This window comes from Stagnihabitans sp., assembly GCF_964946895.1.
This window is the reverse complement of sequence record NZ_CBBQHX010000006.1, coordinates 156547-173240: the sequence shown is the minus strand read 5'-3', so window position 1 is coordinate 173240 and position 16694 is coordinate 156547. Positions and strand designations below refer to the sequence as shown.

Annotated in this window: 11 protein-coding genes and 2 pseudogenes; 10 read left to right on the top strand and 3 right to left on the bottom strand. The window is 61.3% G+C overall.

Annotated elements, in window-relative coordinates:
* The coding region (locus AC1Y2B_RS06125) for a helix-turn-helix domain-containing protein (RefSeq protein WP_482252180.1) at positions 1-215 on the bottom strand (215 nt) is incomplete at its 3' end.
* 624 nt (positions 216-839) lie between these two features.
* Here AC1Y2B_RS06125 and AC1Y2B_RS06120 point away from each other — a divergent pair.
* From AC1Y2B_RS06120 to AC1Y2B_RS06105, 4 genes and pseudogenes are all read left to right on the top strand, one after another.
* A complete protein-coding gene (locus AC1Y2B_RS06120) occupies positions 840-1841 on the top strand; it encodes an IS110 family RNA-guided transposase (protein ID WP_482252179.1) in 1002 nt (333 codons plus the stop codon).
* A gap of 339 nt (positions 1842-2180) precedes the next feature.
* Positions 2181-3466: pseudogene (locus AC1Y2B_RS06115) on the top strand (IS3 family transposase).
* 121 nt (positions 3467-3587) lie between these two features.
* Entirely contained in the window at positions 3588-4514 is a 927-nt protein-coding gene (locus tag AC1Y2B_RS06110; RefSeq protein ID WP_482252178.1) for an aldo/keto reductase, read from the top strand.
* Between the two features lie 11 nt (positions 4515-4525).
* Positions 4526-5356 carry an SDR family NAD(P)-dependent oxidoreductase gene (locus AC1Y2B_RS06105; RefSeq protein ID WP_482252177.1) on the top strand — a complete coding sequence of 277 codons (831 nt, stop codon included), beginning with the start codon at positions 4526-4528 and terminating at the stop codon, positions 5354-5356.
* 391 nt (positions 5357-5747) lie between these two features.
* Here AC1Y2B_RS06105 and AC1Y2B_RS06100 read toward each other — a convergent pair.
* A pseudogene (locus AC1Y2B_RS06100) lies at positions 5748-5963 on the bottom strand (ATP-binding protein); the annotation flags it as partial.
* A gap of 313 nt (positions 5964-6276) precedes the next feature.
* On the opposite strand from AC1Y2B_RS06100, the gene AC1Y2B_RS06095 reads away from it, so the two are divergent.
* From AC1Y2B_RS06095 to AC1Y2B_RS06085, 3 genes are all read left to right on the top strand, one after another.
* Complete coding sequence (locus AC1Y2B_RS06095) at positions 6277-6930, top strand: hypothetical protein (RefSeq protein WP_482252176.1); 654 nt, start codon at positions 6277-6279, stop codon at positions 6928-6930.
* 42 nt (positions 6931-6972) lie between these two features.
* Positions 6973-7167, top strand: coding sequence for a hypothetical protein (locus AC1Y2B_RS06090; protein ID WP_482252175.1), 195 nt, complete (start codon positions 6973-6975; stop codon positions 7165-7167).
* Between the two features lie 727 nt (positions 7168-7894).
* A complete protein-coding gene (locus AC1Y2B_RS06085; protein WP_482252174.1) occupies positions 7895-8533 on the top strand; it encodes a response regulator in 639 nt (212 codons plus the stop codon).
* A gap of 172 nt (positions 8534-8705) precedes the next feature.
* On the opposite strand, the gene AC1Y2B_RS06080 is transcribed toward AC1Y2B_RS06085, so the two are convergent.
* The gene (locus AC1Y2B_RS06080; RefSeq protein ID WP_482252173.1) at positions 8706-8870 is read right to left on the bottom strand and encodes a hypothetical protein; all 165 of its coding nucleotides are present in this window, start codon (positions 8868-8870) and stop codon (positions 8706-8708) included.
* A gap of 302 nt (positions 8871-9172) precedes the next feature.
* Between AC1Y2B_RS06080 and AC1Y2B_RS06075 the strand changes: the two genes are divergently transcribed.
* The 3 genes from AC1Y2B_RS06075 (at position 9173) to AC1Y2B_RS06065 (ending at position 16689) form a co-directional block, all read left to right on the top strand.
* Entirely contained in the window at positions 9173-10951 is a 1779-nt protein-coding gene (locus AC1Y2B_RS06075; RefSeq protein ID WP_482252172.1) for a ShlB/FhaC/HecB family hemolysin secretion/activation protein, read from the top strand.
* 7 nt (positions 10952-10958) lie between these two features.
* A complete protein-coding gene (locus AC1Y2B_RS06070) occupies positions 10959-11531 on the top strand; it encodes an invasion associated locus B family protein (RefSeq protein WP_482252171.1) in 573 nt (190 codons plus the stop codon).
* 85 nt (positions 11532-11616) lie between these two features.
* Complete coding sequence (locus AC1Y2B_RS06065; protein WP_482252170.1) at positions 11617-16689, top strand: beta strand repeat-containing protein; 5073 nt, start codon at positions 11617-11619, stop codon at positions 16687-16689.
* The last annotated feature ends 5 nt before the right edge of the window (positions 16690-16694 follow it).

Here is a 16694-nt window from a genome sequence, read left to right as displayed (position 1 = left end):
CGAATGAAGGCACGCTCCACATTTAGCGGGTCTGGCGTCACCATCAGTGACTTTAGCTGTGCCAAAGTTTTTGCTGAGGGAACGTCCTTACCGTTTTCCCAAAACGATACTGCCTGCTGTGTCACGCCAAGTCGATGCGCCAATTCCTTCTGGTGCAACTCTTGGGTCAGTCGCCAAGCCTTTATCCGACGGCCGAGGCCCTCGCTGTCGTCCATTCGTTCATTCCCAAACTGATGGCAAAAGTAGTATAGTTGAACGATGCGAGCCGGTCCATGCAGCATTTGCGGGACATGATTTTGGACGCTTCAAGGACACCTTCTTGAAGTGCTGATGTCAAGAGCCCGTTAGGGTCAGGACTTCGGTAACGGGGCCGTCCCAGTCAAGCGGTTTCGTTCATGCGGCATGTGTCGCCCAAAGGCGGGTTTGATGTTTGGATCGGTTTAGGCCGTCCTGCTGTCACTGCAGCCTTCGTCTGCGATCAACCCGGGTGCATGCTTCGGTCCGGGGTCAGCGCATGGCTGCCAACATGATGCTGGTTCAATGCAATTCCGATGTGCCCATCTCATTGGCGTGCTCGACTTGGATCGGCAACAGTCCTGACCACGGCATCATAGGAACCGCGTCCCTGGAGGAACCTCAAAGGCCTGCGTTCAGGCAGGCAACGGTTGGGAGTGCAGGTCGTCAGGCCGCAAGTGGCATTGAGTTGTCGGTCCCGAAGTCAGTGTCATCAACTCACATGCGGTGAAGGATCACTGCGCTTGACCTAATGGGATGAACTGCCTTCCCGCCCAACCGCATCTATAGTTGCGGTCATCGGTAGTACAGTAAGGAGGATTCCGATGGAAATCGCGGTTCTTGGAATTGACTTGGGCAAGACGATCTGCAGCTTGGCGGGAGTGGACGGCACTGGTGCTGTCGTGATACGCAAACGTCTTCAACGCTTTCGGCTTTTGGAGTTTCTTGGGCGGTTGGCGCCTTGTGTTGTGGCCATGGAAGCCTGTGGCGGCGCCCATCACGTTGGGCGGTTTTGTTTGCAGTTCGGTCAAAAGCCTCGCTTGATGTCGCCACTTTATGTTCGGCCCTACGTGAAAGTGCAGAAGAACGATGACCGTGACGCCGAGGGCATCGCAGAGGCCGCAACTCGCCCGACAATGAGCTTCGTGCCGATCAAGTCGGAAGAGCAACTTGATTTGCAAGCCCTCCATAGGGCGCGAGAGCGGCTTGTGCAGGATCGGACCCGACTGATCAATCAGGCCCGTGGTTTTCTGATGGAGCGCGGTATTCGTCCGGCACAGGGGCGGCATGTGTTCCAGAAATTTCTGACAAGGCTCGCCGAAGATCACAAGGACGACCTGACGCCGAGGATGATGGCGCTGCTGGCGGACATGGCTGCCGAGTTGGGCACGATCAACGATAAGGTCGCCGCACTGGATAGCGAGATAAAATCGGTTGCAGGAGCTGATCAGGACATGCGCCGGCTGATGGAAATCCCTGGCGTCGGGCCTACGATCGCGACTGCACTGGTGGCGGCCGTCGGCAATGGGAAGACTTTTGGCAAGGGGCGAGATCTTGCGGCTTGGCTCGGCCTCGTTCCCCGGCAAGTTACGACAGGAGGCAAAGCCAAGCTGATCGGCATATCCAAACACGGCAACACGTATTTGCGAAAGCTGTTTATTCACGGGGCCAGAACCGTGCTGCACCTGGTCAAGGACAGGTCGACCCCACTCGCCAGCTGGGTCGACAGCTTGAAAACCAGGATGCATGTCAACGTCGCTGCTGTTGCGATGGCCAACAAGTTGGCGCGCATCGCATGGGCAGTGCTGACAACGGGCGAGCGATAGCGTTCAGTCGCCGCGGTCAGCATCTAGCAGCGCGCTTTAGCGGGGAGAAACACAAGAATCTGCAAGTGAAACGGAGATGGACCAACGACCTGATCGGCGTCCTGCAAGTCTGACGGGGGGCATGGCATTTGAAGGCCGATGAGCTAACGAGACACAGGGCGCGCGACTTCCCATCTTGGTCAGGGGCAAACAGAAGGGCCCCAACATAGACCGAATACATAGGAGCAGGGTTAGCGGCGCATCAACAAATCACTTGCAGGGGAAGGCAGTTCATACCTGCCCCCCGAAAGTTCCCTCGGTCTGATGTAGAGTCTACCCAACTCTGAAGGAGCAGACGACATGAGGAGACGCCGTTTTACGGAAGCGCAGATTATCGGGATGATCAAAGAGCAGGAGGCAGGCTTGCCGACGGCTGAGCTCTGCCGCAAGCATGGCCTCAGCCCAGCGACGTTCTTCAAGCTGAAGGCCAAGTATGGCGGGATGGACCTGTCGGACACCAAACGCCTGAAGCAGCTTGAGAAGGAGAACGCCAAGCTGAAGCGCCTGGTGGCGGGTGTCATGCTCGACAACGTGGTCCTGAAAGACCTGCTGGGAAAGTCCTGACGACGCCGATGCAACGGCGGGACGCGATGCTGCGGGCGATGAAGGGTCATCCGATCTCTCAACGCCGGGCCTGCGTCCTGATCGGTGCGGGTCCGAAGACCGTGCGGCGCGAGCATCCGCCTGATACCCCGGAGATCCGTCTGGAAATGAACAAGATCGCCGAGAAGCGCCGCCGGATTGGCTATCGGCGCATCTGTGTCATGCTGGAGCGCAAGGGCATGGTAATGAACGAAAAGAAGCTTTACCGGATATACCGTGAAGACGGAGGAGGATCAGAAAACAGTCCGGGGGACTGTTTTCCCGACGACGCTGTCGGTGCGGCGCAGGCGTGGCCGCAAACGGGCGAGAGGCAGCCGCAGACCGATGCCAATGCCACTTCGCCCGAACCAGCGCTGGTCTTTGGACTTTCTGTCCGACCCCTTCGGGGCCTGCCGGAGGTTCCGCATTCTGGCTGTGAACGATGATTGCTGCCGTGAAAACCTCTGCCTGATCGCCGACACCAGCATCTCGGGGGCCAGGGTCGCACGAGAATTGGACGCTCTCGTCCGGATCTATGGAAAACCCGCCTGCATCGTCAGTGACAATAGGACCGAGTTCACCAGCAAGGCGATCCTCAAATGGGCGAACGACAACAAGGTCGAATGGCATTACATCGACCCCGGCAAACCGCAGCAAAACGGATACATCTTGCGTCGGGGGAATTGATCCACTGGATCAATTTCTGATCCCTCCTCACATTCAACGGAAGCCTGCGCGACGAATGCCTCAACGAGGAGATATTCGACAGCCTGACCCAATCGTCGGGAAAACAGCGCCCCGCGCTGTTTTCTGATCCTCCTCATACCCGCCGCACGTTGGCCCTCTGGCGCTATGACTACAACACCGTCAGGCCGCATTCCTCGCTGGGCAACAAGACCCCGACAGAAGCGCGCCGGACGCTTGAGCTGCTTGATGGCACCGCGCCCGGCGCGCTTGCCAGACCTGAAACCAATGCCTATCAACCCCAAGGACTCTCGTTATGAACGAGGGACGACCGGGGAGCAGGTCAATGCAAATGCTGCAAACAGGGATCTGATCGCTACATTCCGTTTGAAAGATCAACGGCAAGACCTCATCCTGACCCCAAATCAACGGAGACAAGAGTTGAAACAGACGAAAGTGACCGAGGGCTTGGCCCCTTCTGCCGTTATCCTTGGCTTGATGCGCATCGCCAAGATGGACGATGCGGATATACGCAGTCTTTACGACACCGCGCGCGAGGTCGGGATCACCATGTTCGACCACGCCGATATCTATGGCGGCACCCCGCATTTGTGCGAGGCGCGCTTCGGCACGGCGCTTGGCCTGAGCCAGTCCGAGCGGGAGGGCATCATCCTCCAAAGCAAGGCGGGCATCCGCAATGGATTTTTCGACTTTTCCAAAGAGCATATCCTGACTGCAGTCGATGGCTCGCTGGCTGCCCTGAAGACGGACTATCTGGATGTCCTGTTGCTGCACCGCCCTGATACCTTGGTCGAACCCGATGAAGTGGCCGCCGCCTTCGATGCGCTGGAAGCTGCGGGCAAGGTGCGCCATTTTGGCGTATCGAACCAGACACCCGGCCAGATCGAACTCTTGAAGACGGCGGTGCGCCAGCCCTTGCGCTTCAACCAAGTGCAATTGTCGATCACCCACGCCAACCTGATCGCGCAGGGTGTGGCCGTCAACATGGATGGGCTGGATCAGTCGATCAGCCGGGACATCGGTCTTCTGGATTATTCCCGGGTGAAAGGGATGACCCTGCAGGCATGGTCCCCCTTCCAGAAGCGTTTCTTCGACGGAGTCTTTCTCGGCGACCGCGAGGCCTATCCCGAGTTGAACGACGTGCTGGACGAACTGGCCGAGACCCATGGCGTGACGCCCACCGGTATCGCCGTGGCCTGGATCACCCGCCATCCCGCCGACATTCAGGTGGTTCTGGGCACGACCACCCCCTCCCGCGTGCGCGAAAGTGCGGCGGGTGCCGAGGTCAGGCTATCGCGCGAGGCGTGGTATCGGCTCTTCCGCGCCGCCGGGCACAAAGTGCCGTGATGGAGCACGTCTTGTACGGACAAACCGCCGTCGTGACCGGGGCGGGGCGCGGCATCGGTCGCGAAATCGCCCGGGAACTCGCGCGGCGCGGGGCCAAGGTTGCGGTCCTCGCCCGAACAGCGTCCGAGATTGACGAAACCGCCGCGCTGATCGCCGCCGATGGAGGCCAAGCCATTGCCCTGCCGGTCGATCTGGTCGATTTGGCGGCGGTGGAGGTCGCCCTTAGACGCGTGGTTCGCGATTTGGGACCGGTTGATCTTCTCGTCAACAACCACGGCTCTTTTCGAGCGTTCGGTCCGGTCTGGGCTTGCGATCCGGAAGAATGGTGGGCTGATATCGAGATCAACCTGCGTGGCAGCTTTCACACGTGCCGGGTGCTCGCGCCCCAGATGCTGGCCCAAGGACGGGGCCGGATCGTCAATCTGGTCGGCGGTGGCACCGGTGGCAGCTTCCCGCACGGCTCTGGCTATGCCGCCAGCAAGGCCGGGCTGATGCGCTTTACCGAATGCCTGAACGACACCACCTTGTCCGGCGGTGTCCGCGCCTTTGCGCTGGACCCCGGGTTGGTGCGAACCGCGATGACCGAATTGCAATTGCAGTCCACTGCCGGGCAGACTTGGCTGCCGGGCATTGAAGCACTGTTCGAGCAGGGCATCAACGTACCCCCGACCTTTGCTGCCGGTGTCGTGGCGGCCATTGCCGAGGGGCGATTTGACGCGCTGGCAGGGCGGATGTTGCGGGGTGTGGACGATCTGGGCGACCTTCAGACGCAAATCCCCCGCATCCTTGCCGAAGACTTGCGCAGTTTGCGCCTGACCGGTGTCGACCTGCCCAAGCTGTAGGGCTAAGGCAAGTGCCATGATGCCGCGCCTTCAGCCAGTCCGTCGCTTTGGGACGTCATGGGCCCGGCCGGCACCGGCTTCTTGCCGATGACCAACTGACCCTTACAAGAAATCGCTCCCAGCGTGACTCTTTTCCGACCGCTCGGGCGTTCTTGAAGAGAAAGCCCCAAAAGATGGGTCGCATCCGGGAAAGACAGATGGACCTCGCAGGTGACCGTCGTGGCGCGGGGGGGCCAAGGCCCTCGCCGCCGCCAAGGAACGGTTTCTGTCAATCGGCGGGGAACACTGACCGCCACCGGCATGCAATTTCGCCCCCTTGGGGCTGTTTGGATCGGGGATTGAGCCTCCGGAGCTGATCAAGTTGTGAAGGCGGGTCAGGCCCTGATCGGGGTCAGGCACGGTTTTTGAAGCGCCATGACTTGTTGCCGGCTTCGATGATTTCGCAGTGGAGGGTAGGGCGGTCGAGCAAGGCCGTTGTCATTTTTGCGTTGCTGAAGACGGCGGGATCTTCGGGGAAGGCGAAGTCGAGGCCGGTGAGAAAGTCGGCCATGCGGCCTTGCTGGCCACCACGCATCTCGGTCTCTGGCAGGTTCACAAGATCGATGACCGGCGTGCCGCTGGTGCGAGAATAACGTGCCGCGCTGCAGGCCCTTCTGCTGGCCCGACCGCTGGCAATGCCACACGGCGGCCCGGCACCGGACTTCAAACTGAGGCGCGCCGCCCGGCACTGGGGTGTTCGGCGCAATTCGTGCCCTGACAGGGCGATGGGCCGCGCTATCGAAAGCCGCAACCCGCGCTGTGCGTCCGGCCACCTCCATGGACAATCCGGTATATCTTTTGCGCAAAGATTGCAGCGTAGGAGTGTTTGATCGGTTCCCCCAGTCAGAATAAGCATGGTTGGAAGATCAGGGGACGTGAATATGCATCAAACATGGCAGATCGATCGCCTCTCGGGACTTCCCAAGATTGCCGGGAGCTATATCCGATCCTGTTTTACATGGCCGTCTGATGTGACGGCGCAGCGGTCCGGTGGCGCAACAATCGATGCGCCGCTGCATTGGGCCATGAGCGCGCATTTCGACATCCTCAATGCCAAGGCGGACAAGCTTGATGCCAAATCGCTTGCCGTGATGGAAGGCTACGACATCAGGCCGATGCTGTTTGTAGGCGGCGCGAAGTCGTTTCGCGAATTGCGGAATTGGTTGGCGGATCAAGGTCAAAGGATTGATCACCATGCCTGTCTTGGCGAAGCCGTCGACGATTTGATATCCAATGGCGACCGTTGGTCCTTTGTAATCGTGGATGTCGATGACTTCGGCGGTATTGCTGCTGCTGTTGATGCGCTGCTGCTGTTGCGCAAGGCATCCGGTGATCGTCCGGTTATTCTGATCAGCGCCGAGGTCGCAGCTGATGATCTGACGGCCGAACGGCTGGTTCTTTGCGATGCGACATTGCGACTGCCGCTGACGGTCACGCGGTTTGAATTGGGCGTGGCGGAGGCGACCATCAACAATGGCGTCTGGCATGACAGAAGATTTCAACTCGGCCTGTCCGATTACGAACGCGCTCTCTGAAAAGATGGCGCGAGCAAGCAAAATTCGAATAACAGGTGCAAGATGTTGAGAACGATTCAGGTCGGTAATTACCAGTTCATTCAGGGTGAATACCTGAAGGATATTGGTGACGGTAAAATTGCCGTGCGGGTTTATGGGACCGTCCATGTCGGGCGTCCGGTCACTTCGTACCTGCGCGAAATATCGGGCCGCGGGGCAGCCAATCCCAATTGGAACGACGCAAAACTGGCGAGCTGAACGGCGCGTGGGTGGGGTGCTTGGCACCCCAGTCTTCCGGGATCGGCAAGGCCCGTCGAAGACCGCAAACACCCGCAGCGAATCACGGAGTGGCTGCCGGATCAGGGCGCGTTCGGCCGTGGGTTCGCGGGGAAAGTGCGTTTCGAATCCATAATTTGCCCGCGGCGCCCAAGGCGTTTTCCGAAAGCAGACGGTCGGATTTGGCGGGTTCCGGGCCGTCTGGTCGTCATAGCCGCGTCCGGTTGATGCCCATCAAACGGCAGCTCCGAACGCGGCAGGTTTCGGGCTGACTGACGCGCGCGTGTCGATTGCGCGATGGTTGCTTCACGCGGTCGAGTTGCCGCTAAACGGGCCAATTTCAACGTATATTTGCAGTTTCAGAATTTTCTGGCCGGTTTGAGTCGCGCCCTTTCGGGCGCCGTCGTGGCGGCACCGATCATCTTCTCACCCGGGGTTGATTTGTCCTTGCGCGTGCCCAGGTCCGAAGGGGAGAGATGTGCGATATGCTTTCGCGCAGACGACTTCAGGAACATATCCTAAAGCGTATCTTCAGATCCTGAAAGCCAAGTGTTAACCTATCCATCGAAGAATTGGCGCACCCGACTTTCTCGGTTTCATGGAGGAGGTATCTTATATCGTCTCTTCCTGCCTCTTGCAGGAGCGGTTCGGTACAGGGACCACGGTGCTTTCGTGCAGTGAACCGCAAGGTTTGATAATGGGAAGTAGAATGGAACTGTCAAAGAAGCCAAAGGTCTTGGTCATTGATGACCACAAAATGGTTGCAGAGTTGCTGTCTGAACTTCTGGCTGCGAACGACACCATTGAAGTGCACCACGCCTTCAGCCTGCCGTCCGCTTTGACGGAAATCACCAATGCGGGGCCTTATGACCTGATCCTGCTGGATTACCATCTTCCCGATGTCGTTGGTCTGAACGCATTCTACGCCATTCAGGCCGCGTCTCCGAAAAGCCGCATCGTGATCATTTCCGGTGTGATGCGGAAATCCATGATCACCGAGGCGATGAATGCCGGCGCCGCAGGGTTCCTGCCAAAGAGCTTTCCTGCCAAGGCGCTGGATCAGGCCATCAGCTTGATCATGTCCGGCGTGGATTTCATTCCCGCAGACATGAGCGATGTTCTCGATTCTGACGTGAAAGAGAAACCCGCTGGCATCAAGGGCCTGAACGAGATTGAGACTTCGGTCCTCAAGGGTCTGGTCAGTGGCTTGACCAACAAGACGATCGGCAACCAGCTGGGCCGCACGGAAGTGACGATCAAGATGTATGTGCGCAAGATTTGCAAGAAGTTGAACGTCGCCAACAGAACGCAAGCTGCGATGGTGGCGCGGGATATGACCTTCGAGTGACGCCTGTGCGTCGGCGCGGGTCTTGTTGACACGTTTTTGAGTTTGATAAGCTGCTGGCCTTCGTGGCCGGCAGGTTTTTGTTTTGGTCTCGTGGGGCCGTTCATGCACGCGGGGTTCGTCCGCTTCCGGGCCGCCCTTTGTTAAAAGGGCCGGCGCACCGGATGGCAGCAGGTCAGTCCTGCTTCTTCGCCTCGGCGGCGGCTTTCATGCGCGCCAGAAGTTCTGCCTTGGTTTCGCGGTGGAAGTAGGGGTTCTTGTCGGTGCCTTTGGCGTTGTGTTCGACATGGCGCGGGATGCCCTTGCCGAATTTCGCATTGCCGGATTTGGAATAGTCCATCGTCTTGCCCTTTTCTGCACGAGGCGCTCTGCCGCGCTCTTGCCGCAAAGTGGCCGCCGCCACAAGGCGCTGGCAGGGGAGCGATTATCCGGGCGCCCAGCTTTTGCGCAAGTCGTGCCCTTGTCGCACCGGCCGGGGCAGCGGTTCTGTGCCCAAAGCTCAGGGTGCCGCGTCAGGCGGGAAAATCGGTGTGTCAAAGTGGGTTGGATTGTCGAAACGAAAGAGTATGGTTAATACTTTAGAAGCACAGGCGGGGTGCTGCGCTGGGTCAGGTTTCAGGTAATTTCATCCGGGGAAAGCCCATGACAAAAAGGTCTGCTGCGACGTCGGCGCGCACCATCCTGTTTCGGCGGGTTTTGCTGGCGTCGGCGGTCCTGACCGGTGGCTTTGGTTCCGCCGGGGCGCAAACGGTCGAGCAGCATCCGGCACCTGTGTTGCAAGGGGCGCAGACGGCCGCGATCTCGACCGCAGCTTTGGAAAATCGGCTGACCGATCCGACACCCTTTGGCGTTACCTTGTCGGGTGTGATGCTGGTTGATACCCATGCCAATGGTGTGAAAGCACGGGCCAAATCCGGCAGCGTCATTGACACAAGTCTGGCCGGTGCCACGGCGCAGGAGCCCGCTTTTCGGGCCGTTTTGCAAAAATACATTGGCCAGCCGCTGTCCTATCAGGCGATTGGCGCGATGGAGGCCGAAATCACCAAGTTCTACCGCGACCATGGCCGCTCGCTGGTCTTGGTGACGGTGCCGCCGCAAGAGGTAACCTCAGGCCGGTTGCAGATCAACGTCAACACCTTCGTGCTGGAAGAGACGGCGGTGACGGGTGCCGTGCCGGGGGCCGCGGGCTATGTTGCCAGCCAGATCCGGGTGAAGCCGGGGCAAGAGGTCGATACCACCACGCTTCTGGCCGATGTGAACTGGCTGAACCTCAACCCGTTCCGCCATGTTTCGGTGGTCTTTGAACCGGGTGCCGCACCGGACAGCACCAAGCTGACCCTGCAGGTGCAGAATGGTCGGCCGTGGTCGGCCTATGCGGGCGCTTCGAACGCGGGCACCCGCGACACCGGGTTGGGCCGGATCTTTGCCGGCTTCAACATGTCGGCGCTGCCGTGGCAGGACCACCAATTGTCCTATCAGTTCAACGGCGCGCCCGGCAGTCTGGGCAAGGGCGATCTGTGGGACACGCACAAGGACAAGGGCTATCTCAGCCACGCGCTCAGTTATTTCATCCCGGTTACCCTGTCGGACGGCTTCCGCGTCAAGATCAAGCTGGGGCTCAGCCATATTTCCAGCTATTCGGTGCCGGGCAGCGGCTTCACCTCGTCCACCACCACCAATGGCGCCACGGCAGAGCTGGCCTTCCCGCTGGCCACCACCAGCGGCACCTGGAAGATGACGCCCGAGGTTTTCCTGGGATGGGCGGGCAACACCTATGACCGGGCGCAATTTCTGGGGCCGGTACAGTTTTCGGGCGAGAATACCCATCTTCAGCATGTCGAACTGGGCCTGCGTTCGGCCCTGAATGGCGAGATGTTCGGTAAGCCGACGCATGGTGATTTCGCGGTGTCGCTGGTGTCAGGGCATCTGGATCAGGATATTGACGGCACCAAAACCGCCGGGTCCTACAGCTATGCCAAGGCATCGATTGCGCAAGAGATCATGCTGGACCCCTCGCATTCGGTGGCATTGCGGGCGGGGGGGCAATATTCCGGCGATGCCCTGCACCCGTTGGAGCAGTTGTCTTTGGGCGGAGATGGCACCGTCCGCGGCTATCCGACCAATGGGGCCGCGGGGGATTCGGCGGCCTCTTTCAGTGTCGAATATCGCTCTGCGCCGATCAGCGTCCCCATTGCCAAGATGGTTGGCCAGTTCCGCCCGCATGTCTTCGCGGATTTCGGGGTGGCCGATGCCAAGGCCAGCGGCAAGGTCGAGCATCTGGCCGCGATCGGGCTGGGCGGCGATTTCACACTGGGGGACAATCTGGTGGCCAAGATCGACATTGCGCAGACCTTGACCGCGGCAGGCTCGACCAAGGCGCATGAAATGTCGGTGGCCTTCCAACTGACCGCGCGGTTCTGAGGTGGACATGTCAACATGGCTTGGAATGACCTTGGCTCTTGTCGCGGCAGTGCCCGGGCTGGCGCAAACCGCGCCCAGTGCCACCACGGCGACCTATGGCGCCTGGACGGTGGGCTGCAGCATGGTGGCGCAGGCCGATGGCACTCCCGCCCAGCAGATGTGCGAGATGACGACCCGACTGAACCTGAAGGGGCAGGACGGTCAGATGCGACCCTTACTGGCCTGGACCATCGGTACGCCGCCCGGGGCCAAGGTGAAACGGTTGGCGCTGCAGGTGCCGACCGGCGTGGCACTGCGCGATGGGATCAGCCTCAGCCTTGATCAGCCGGCACCGGCGGGCGCTGATCCTGCGGCGCCCAAGCCGCAGGATCAGATCGCTGCCCTGACCTACGTCACCTGCACGGCGCAGGGCTGCGTGGCCGATACGGACGCCGCGGACGACCTTCTGGCCCGATTGGGCGCGGTCAAGACGGCCAATGTCAGCTTTACGCTGATGCAGGATGGCAAGCGGATCGTGGTTCCCGTCTCGCTCGACGGGTTCGGGGCCGCCTTGGCGGCCCTGCAGGTGAATGGGAAGTGAACTTCGGGTCAGCAGGTTGTGACAAACTTGCTCGACCGTAGGGCGTGACGTCGCGAGAGACTGTACAGACGAAGCGAGGGGTATGATGGCGCACAATCGCGTTTTGGCGGCCTATCTTCTGGGGGTCAGTTTTCTGCCCAGCCTGCTGCCCGGGGCCGTCTTTGGCCAAAGTTTGCCCAGCGATCCCAAGGTGCTGGCGGGCGATGTTGCGATCAGTTCCCCCTCGGCCGCATCGCTTCTGCTGCAACAAAGCAGTCAGTACGGCATCGTGGATTGGGGTGCCTTCTCGATTGGTCAGGGCTTTGGGGTACAGGTCAACAATGGTACCGGGGTGACGCTGAACCGGGTGACGGGGGGGGATGCTTCGTCAATTCTGGGCAGTCTGACGGCGACCGGCTCTGTCTATCTGGTCAATCCCAACGGCATCGTGGTGGGCAGGACCGGGGTGGTCAACACCGGCGGGCGTTTTGTGGCGACCACGCTGGACCTGTCGAACGCGGATCTGTTGAACGGCGGAGATGCGATCTTTGCCGGGACCTCGGACGCCTATGTGGTCAATCTGGGGCAGGTCGCCTCTTTGGGCGGCGATGTTGCACTGCTGGCGCGCAACGTGGTGAACCAAGGCAGCCTGTCCGCCCCGAACGGCACGGTGGGCGTGATTGCGGGCCGCGAGATCCTGATGCGCGACGCGGCGGTGGCGGATGGGCTCTTCTCGGTCAAGGTGGGCGGCAGCGACACATCGGCCAGCGAGTCTGGCGCGATCCGGGCGGCGGCGGCAGAGTTGCGCGCCAAGGGTGGCAACGTCTATGCGCTGGCCGGCAACACCCAAGGCACCATCGAGGCTACCGGCGTGGCCAAGGTGGCGGGACGGGTCTTTCTGACGGCAGGCGATACTGGCAAGCTGACCATCGCCAAGACGGCGAAGGCGCAGAACGCCGATGGCAGCGGTGGCACCATTGTCGCGACAGGCGGCACGGTGGACATGGCCGGAACGCTGGACGCCTCGGGCACGGCGGGCGGCAGGGTCACGCTCAAGGCGCAGGGCGAAACTCAGTTTGACGGCCAGATCTTTGCCAAGGGGGGCGAGGGCGGCTTTGTCGAGGTTTCGGGCGGCCATATCTCTTTTGCGGGCGCGGTGGATTCCGGTGGCGGCACCTTGCTGATCGACCCCGACAACCTTGAGATTTCGGTCAACAACTCCGCCGTTTTGGTCGGCAACTCGGCCGATGCCACCCTGATGCTGCCCAGCGACATCACTGATCTTCTGGGGTCGCAGGATGTTGTCCTGATGTCCACCGACACGGCCGGCGAGGCCGGGTCGATCCTTGTTACCGACGCCGTCAGCTGGAGCACAAGCCACAGCCTGACCCTGCTGGCCAGCGGGGATATCATCTTCAACGCCGCTGTGCAGAACAACGATGCCACCGGGGGAGATCTGAACGTGGTGGCCGGTTGGGATGGCAGCACGTCGTTTGACGCCGCCACCTTCAATTCCGCCACTTTGGCAAGCCAGACCCTGTTTGGCGCGCAGAACGGCGTAACTTACACCATCGGCGGCGTGTCGCACGCGGCCAGCGGCTCGGTCCAGATTGCCGATCCGAATGGAGTGAATGCGGTGGCGGTCGGGGCCAGAACCGGGGCCACGCGGGTTTACGCCAACAACCTGACCCTTTCGGGCGGCACCGGATCCAGCTCGACCGGGGTTTCTGCCGAACTGGGCTTCAACATTGGCGGCACCGCAGATCAGGGCACCGTCAGCGGCGACATTTCCGTCAGGGCCACGGGCGACGTCACCCTGATGGCCGGCACGCTGGCCCAGACCGGGGCGCAGATCGGCCATATCGGCATCAATCACACCGTGGGGCTGGTTTCGCCCGCCACAGCCGTGGCCAGTGGTGCCATCTCGGTCGAGGCGGGTGGCTCGGTCGATCTGGAGGGCGCCACGACGGGGGCGCCGACCACGTCTTATGCCATGATCGGGCACGGGTCGCTGGACCTCAATTCCATCCTGCTGACGGGGGGGACCCGGTCTGGCAATATCGACGTCACGGCAGCCGGAAGCATTGTCCTGAAACAGGGCGACACCAACACCAACGCCGCCCTGATCGGACATTCCGGCGCCGCCGGGGCTGCGGCCACCACCTCGATGACGGCGGCCGGGTTCTATCAGTCGCAAGCGGATTTGTCGGGGGGCATTGCAACGGTTTCGGTCCCGATGCTGGTCAATGACACGGCCTTCGGCGATGTGCGGGTGACCACGACGGCCAGCGGATTGGACCTGATCGGCACCACGGACAACGGTGGGTGCGAGTGCAGCACCATCTCGACACCGGGCAGTCTGATCGTCCAGACCTCTGGCGATCTCACGTTGGGCACGTCGGCCGGCGGGGATTTCCTGTACTCCAATTCCGGTGGCGGCAGTTTGGTTCTGGCCAGCGGCGGCAATCTGATCAACCATGCCGGAGCGAGCGCCATTGGCGCGATGGGCCCCGGCCAATGGATCACCTATTCCGACCGGCCCGACCACGACACGGGCACTTTGGGTGTGCTGACCCCGGACGAGTTGTTCTTCGACACCACATATAACCCGGCCGATCCGCTGGACCCGGGGCAACTGACCGGCAATAACGCAATGGTCTATCGGCAAGCGCCTGTCGTGATCGTCTCGGGGGCCACGCTGACCTATGGCGACACCTATACGCCCGGCACGATCAGCATGACGGTCAAGAACAGCGGCGAGGTGATCTCGGATCCTGCCGCCTGGGGATTTTCGCTGAGTGCGGCTTATGTGGACGACAGCATCGCCAGCTTCTCTGGCGATGGCTTCGTCAATGCCGGGCATTATGTCGATGCCTTGAAGACCAATGTCACGGCGACGGCGTCTGGCTTTGTGAACAGCTATTCCGTGGGCTACGGCATTCTGGATGTCAGCCCGGCCACCATCACCGTCGGGTTGGCCGATCAGACCAAACCCTATGACGGCGTTGGCGGCTATACGCTGACACCAACCTACATCGGCTGGAAAGGCACTGATGGCACGGGGCTGATCAGCGCGGGCCCGACGCTGGCTTACAGCGGTGGCGATGGCTCGGCCGGGGTGAACGCCACCCGGCCGGCGAATCCCTATACCGTGACCGCCAGCGGACTGACCGAGACCAGCGGCAATTACGTCTTTGACACGACTGACACCGCAAGCCTTGCCATCACGCCGCTGGACCTGACGGTGGGCATTCCGGGGTCCATCGACAAGGCCTATGACGGCACCTCGGATGCCACGCTGACGGCGGCAGATTTCAACCTGACCGGGTTCATCAGCGGCGAGGGGGCGACGGTGACGCAAACCCTTGGCCGCTACAGCCAGACGAATGCCGGGAGTGGGCTGACGGTTTCTGCCAATCTGGCGTCAGGGGATTTCACGGCGAACTCCGGAACCTTGCTGTCAAACTATGTGCTGCCGCTGTCCGCCTCGGGCTTTGGCAACATCGACCGCCAGGCGCTGTCGGTTGACATCGTCGGGTCCATCGACAAGGCCTATGACGGCACGGCCAGTGCCACGCTGACGGCGGCGGATTTCACCGTGACCGGGTTCATCAGCGGCGAGGGGGCGACGATCACGCAGACCCTTGGCAGCTATGGCCAGACCAACGCCGGCAACGGGCTGACGGTTTCAGCCAATCTGTCGGCCAGCGACTTTGCGGCCAACGCGGGGACCCTGTTGACGAACTACATCCTGCCGGATTTCGCTGCGGGCCTGGGCAACATCGACCGGCAGCAGTTGTCCGCCGGACTTCTGGGCTCGATCGACAAGACCTATGACGGCACGGCTGATGCCACCCTGACGGCGGCGGATTTCAACCTGACCGGATTTGCCAGCGGTGAGGGGGCGACGATCACGCAGACCCTTGGCAGCTATAGCCAGACCGACGCGGGAAGCGGGCTGACCGTAACGGCAAATCTCGCAGATGGCGACTTTGCCGCGAACTCGGGCACCTTGCTGTCGAACTATATCCTGCCGGTGTCCGCCTTGGGCCTTGGTACGATTGACCGCCGCCAACTCTCGGTCGCCTTCACGGGGCGGATCAACAAGGTTTTTGACGGCACCGCGGATGCCACGTTGACGGCGGCAGATTTCAACCTGACCGGATTTGTCAGCGGACAGGGGGCAACGGTGACGCAAACCCTTGGCACCTATGGGCAAAGCCACGCCGGCGACGGGCTGGCGGTCAGCGCGACCTTGGCCGCTGGCGATTTTGCGGCGGGATCGGGGACGGCGCTGTCGAATTATGTCTTGCCCGTCATTGCCAGCGGCGAGGGGGCGATCGCGCGCAAGGCGCTTGATATCACCATCGTCGGCACGCCGACCAAGCTGTTTGATGGCACCACCCTTGCGACCCTGACCGAGGCCAATTTTGCCATCGACGGCTTTGTGCTGGGCGACAGTGGGGTGGTGACGCAGACCGCCGGCCTTTATGCGGCCGCCACCCTTGGGCCACATCAGGTCACGGCAAATCTGACCCCATCTGACATAAGTGCGGTCGGGGGAACCGACCTGACGAACTATAGCCTGCCCGACGTCGCCACAGGCCCCGGCCTGATTGCGCCGCAGCCCGTGGCCCCGCCGCCGGTCACGCGCAGCGTCGATCCCTTCTCGACGACGCCCCTGGGCAACCCGACCGGGCCAGCCGATGTGCTGCAGGTGATCAACACCGAGACGACGCAACAGATCCTTGACGAAATCACCGCCGGCGCGAATTTCTGCCGCGCCTTCGTGCAGCAGGAATATGCCATCGACTGCCTGAGTGACCGCTTGCAATCGGTGGCGGATGGCCTGTCCGGGGCGGGGGAATATTCCGAGGTGCGGGCCGCGCTGGAAAACGCTGCGCGCAAGCTGCACGCCTTGGCGATTGCCAATGCCTCCTCGGTCTTGTCGCAGGCGGTGGCACGGTCCACCAGCGGCCCCTTGCGGACCTCGTCCCGCCCGCTGACCGCGATTTCGGCTGATCAGCTGCTGACCGCCAATGCCGAGGCGCGGGCGATCATCGCCTCGACTGAAGTCGTGCTGCTGCGGTCGGGTGCGGATTCGGCACGGCGGCGGGTGGCGTTCCAGCAGGTTGGCCAGATCGTTGGATCGACAGCCACGCTGTTGCGATCATCGTGACAGAA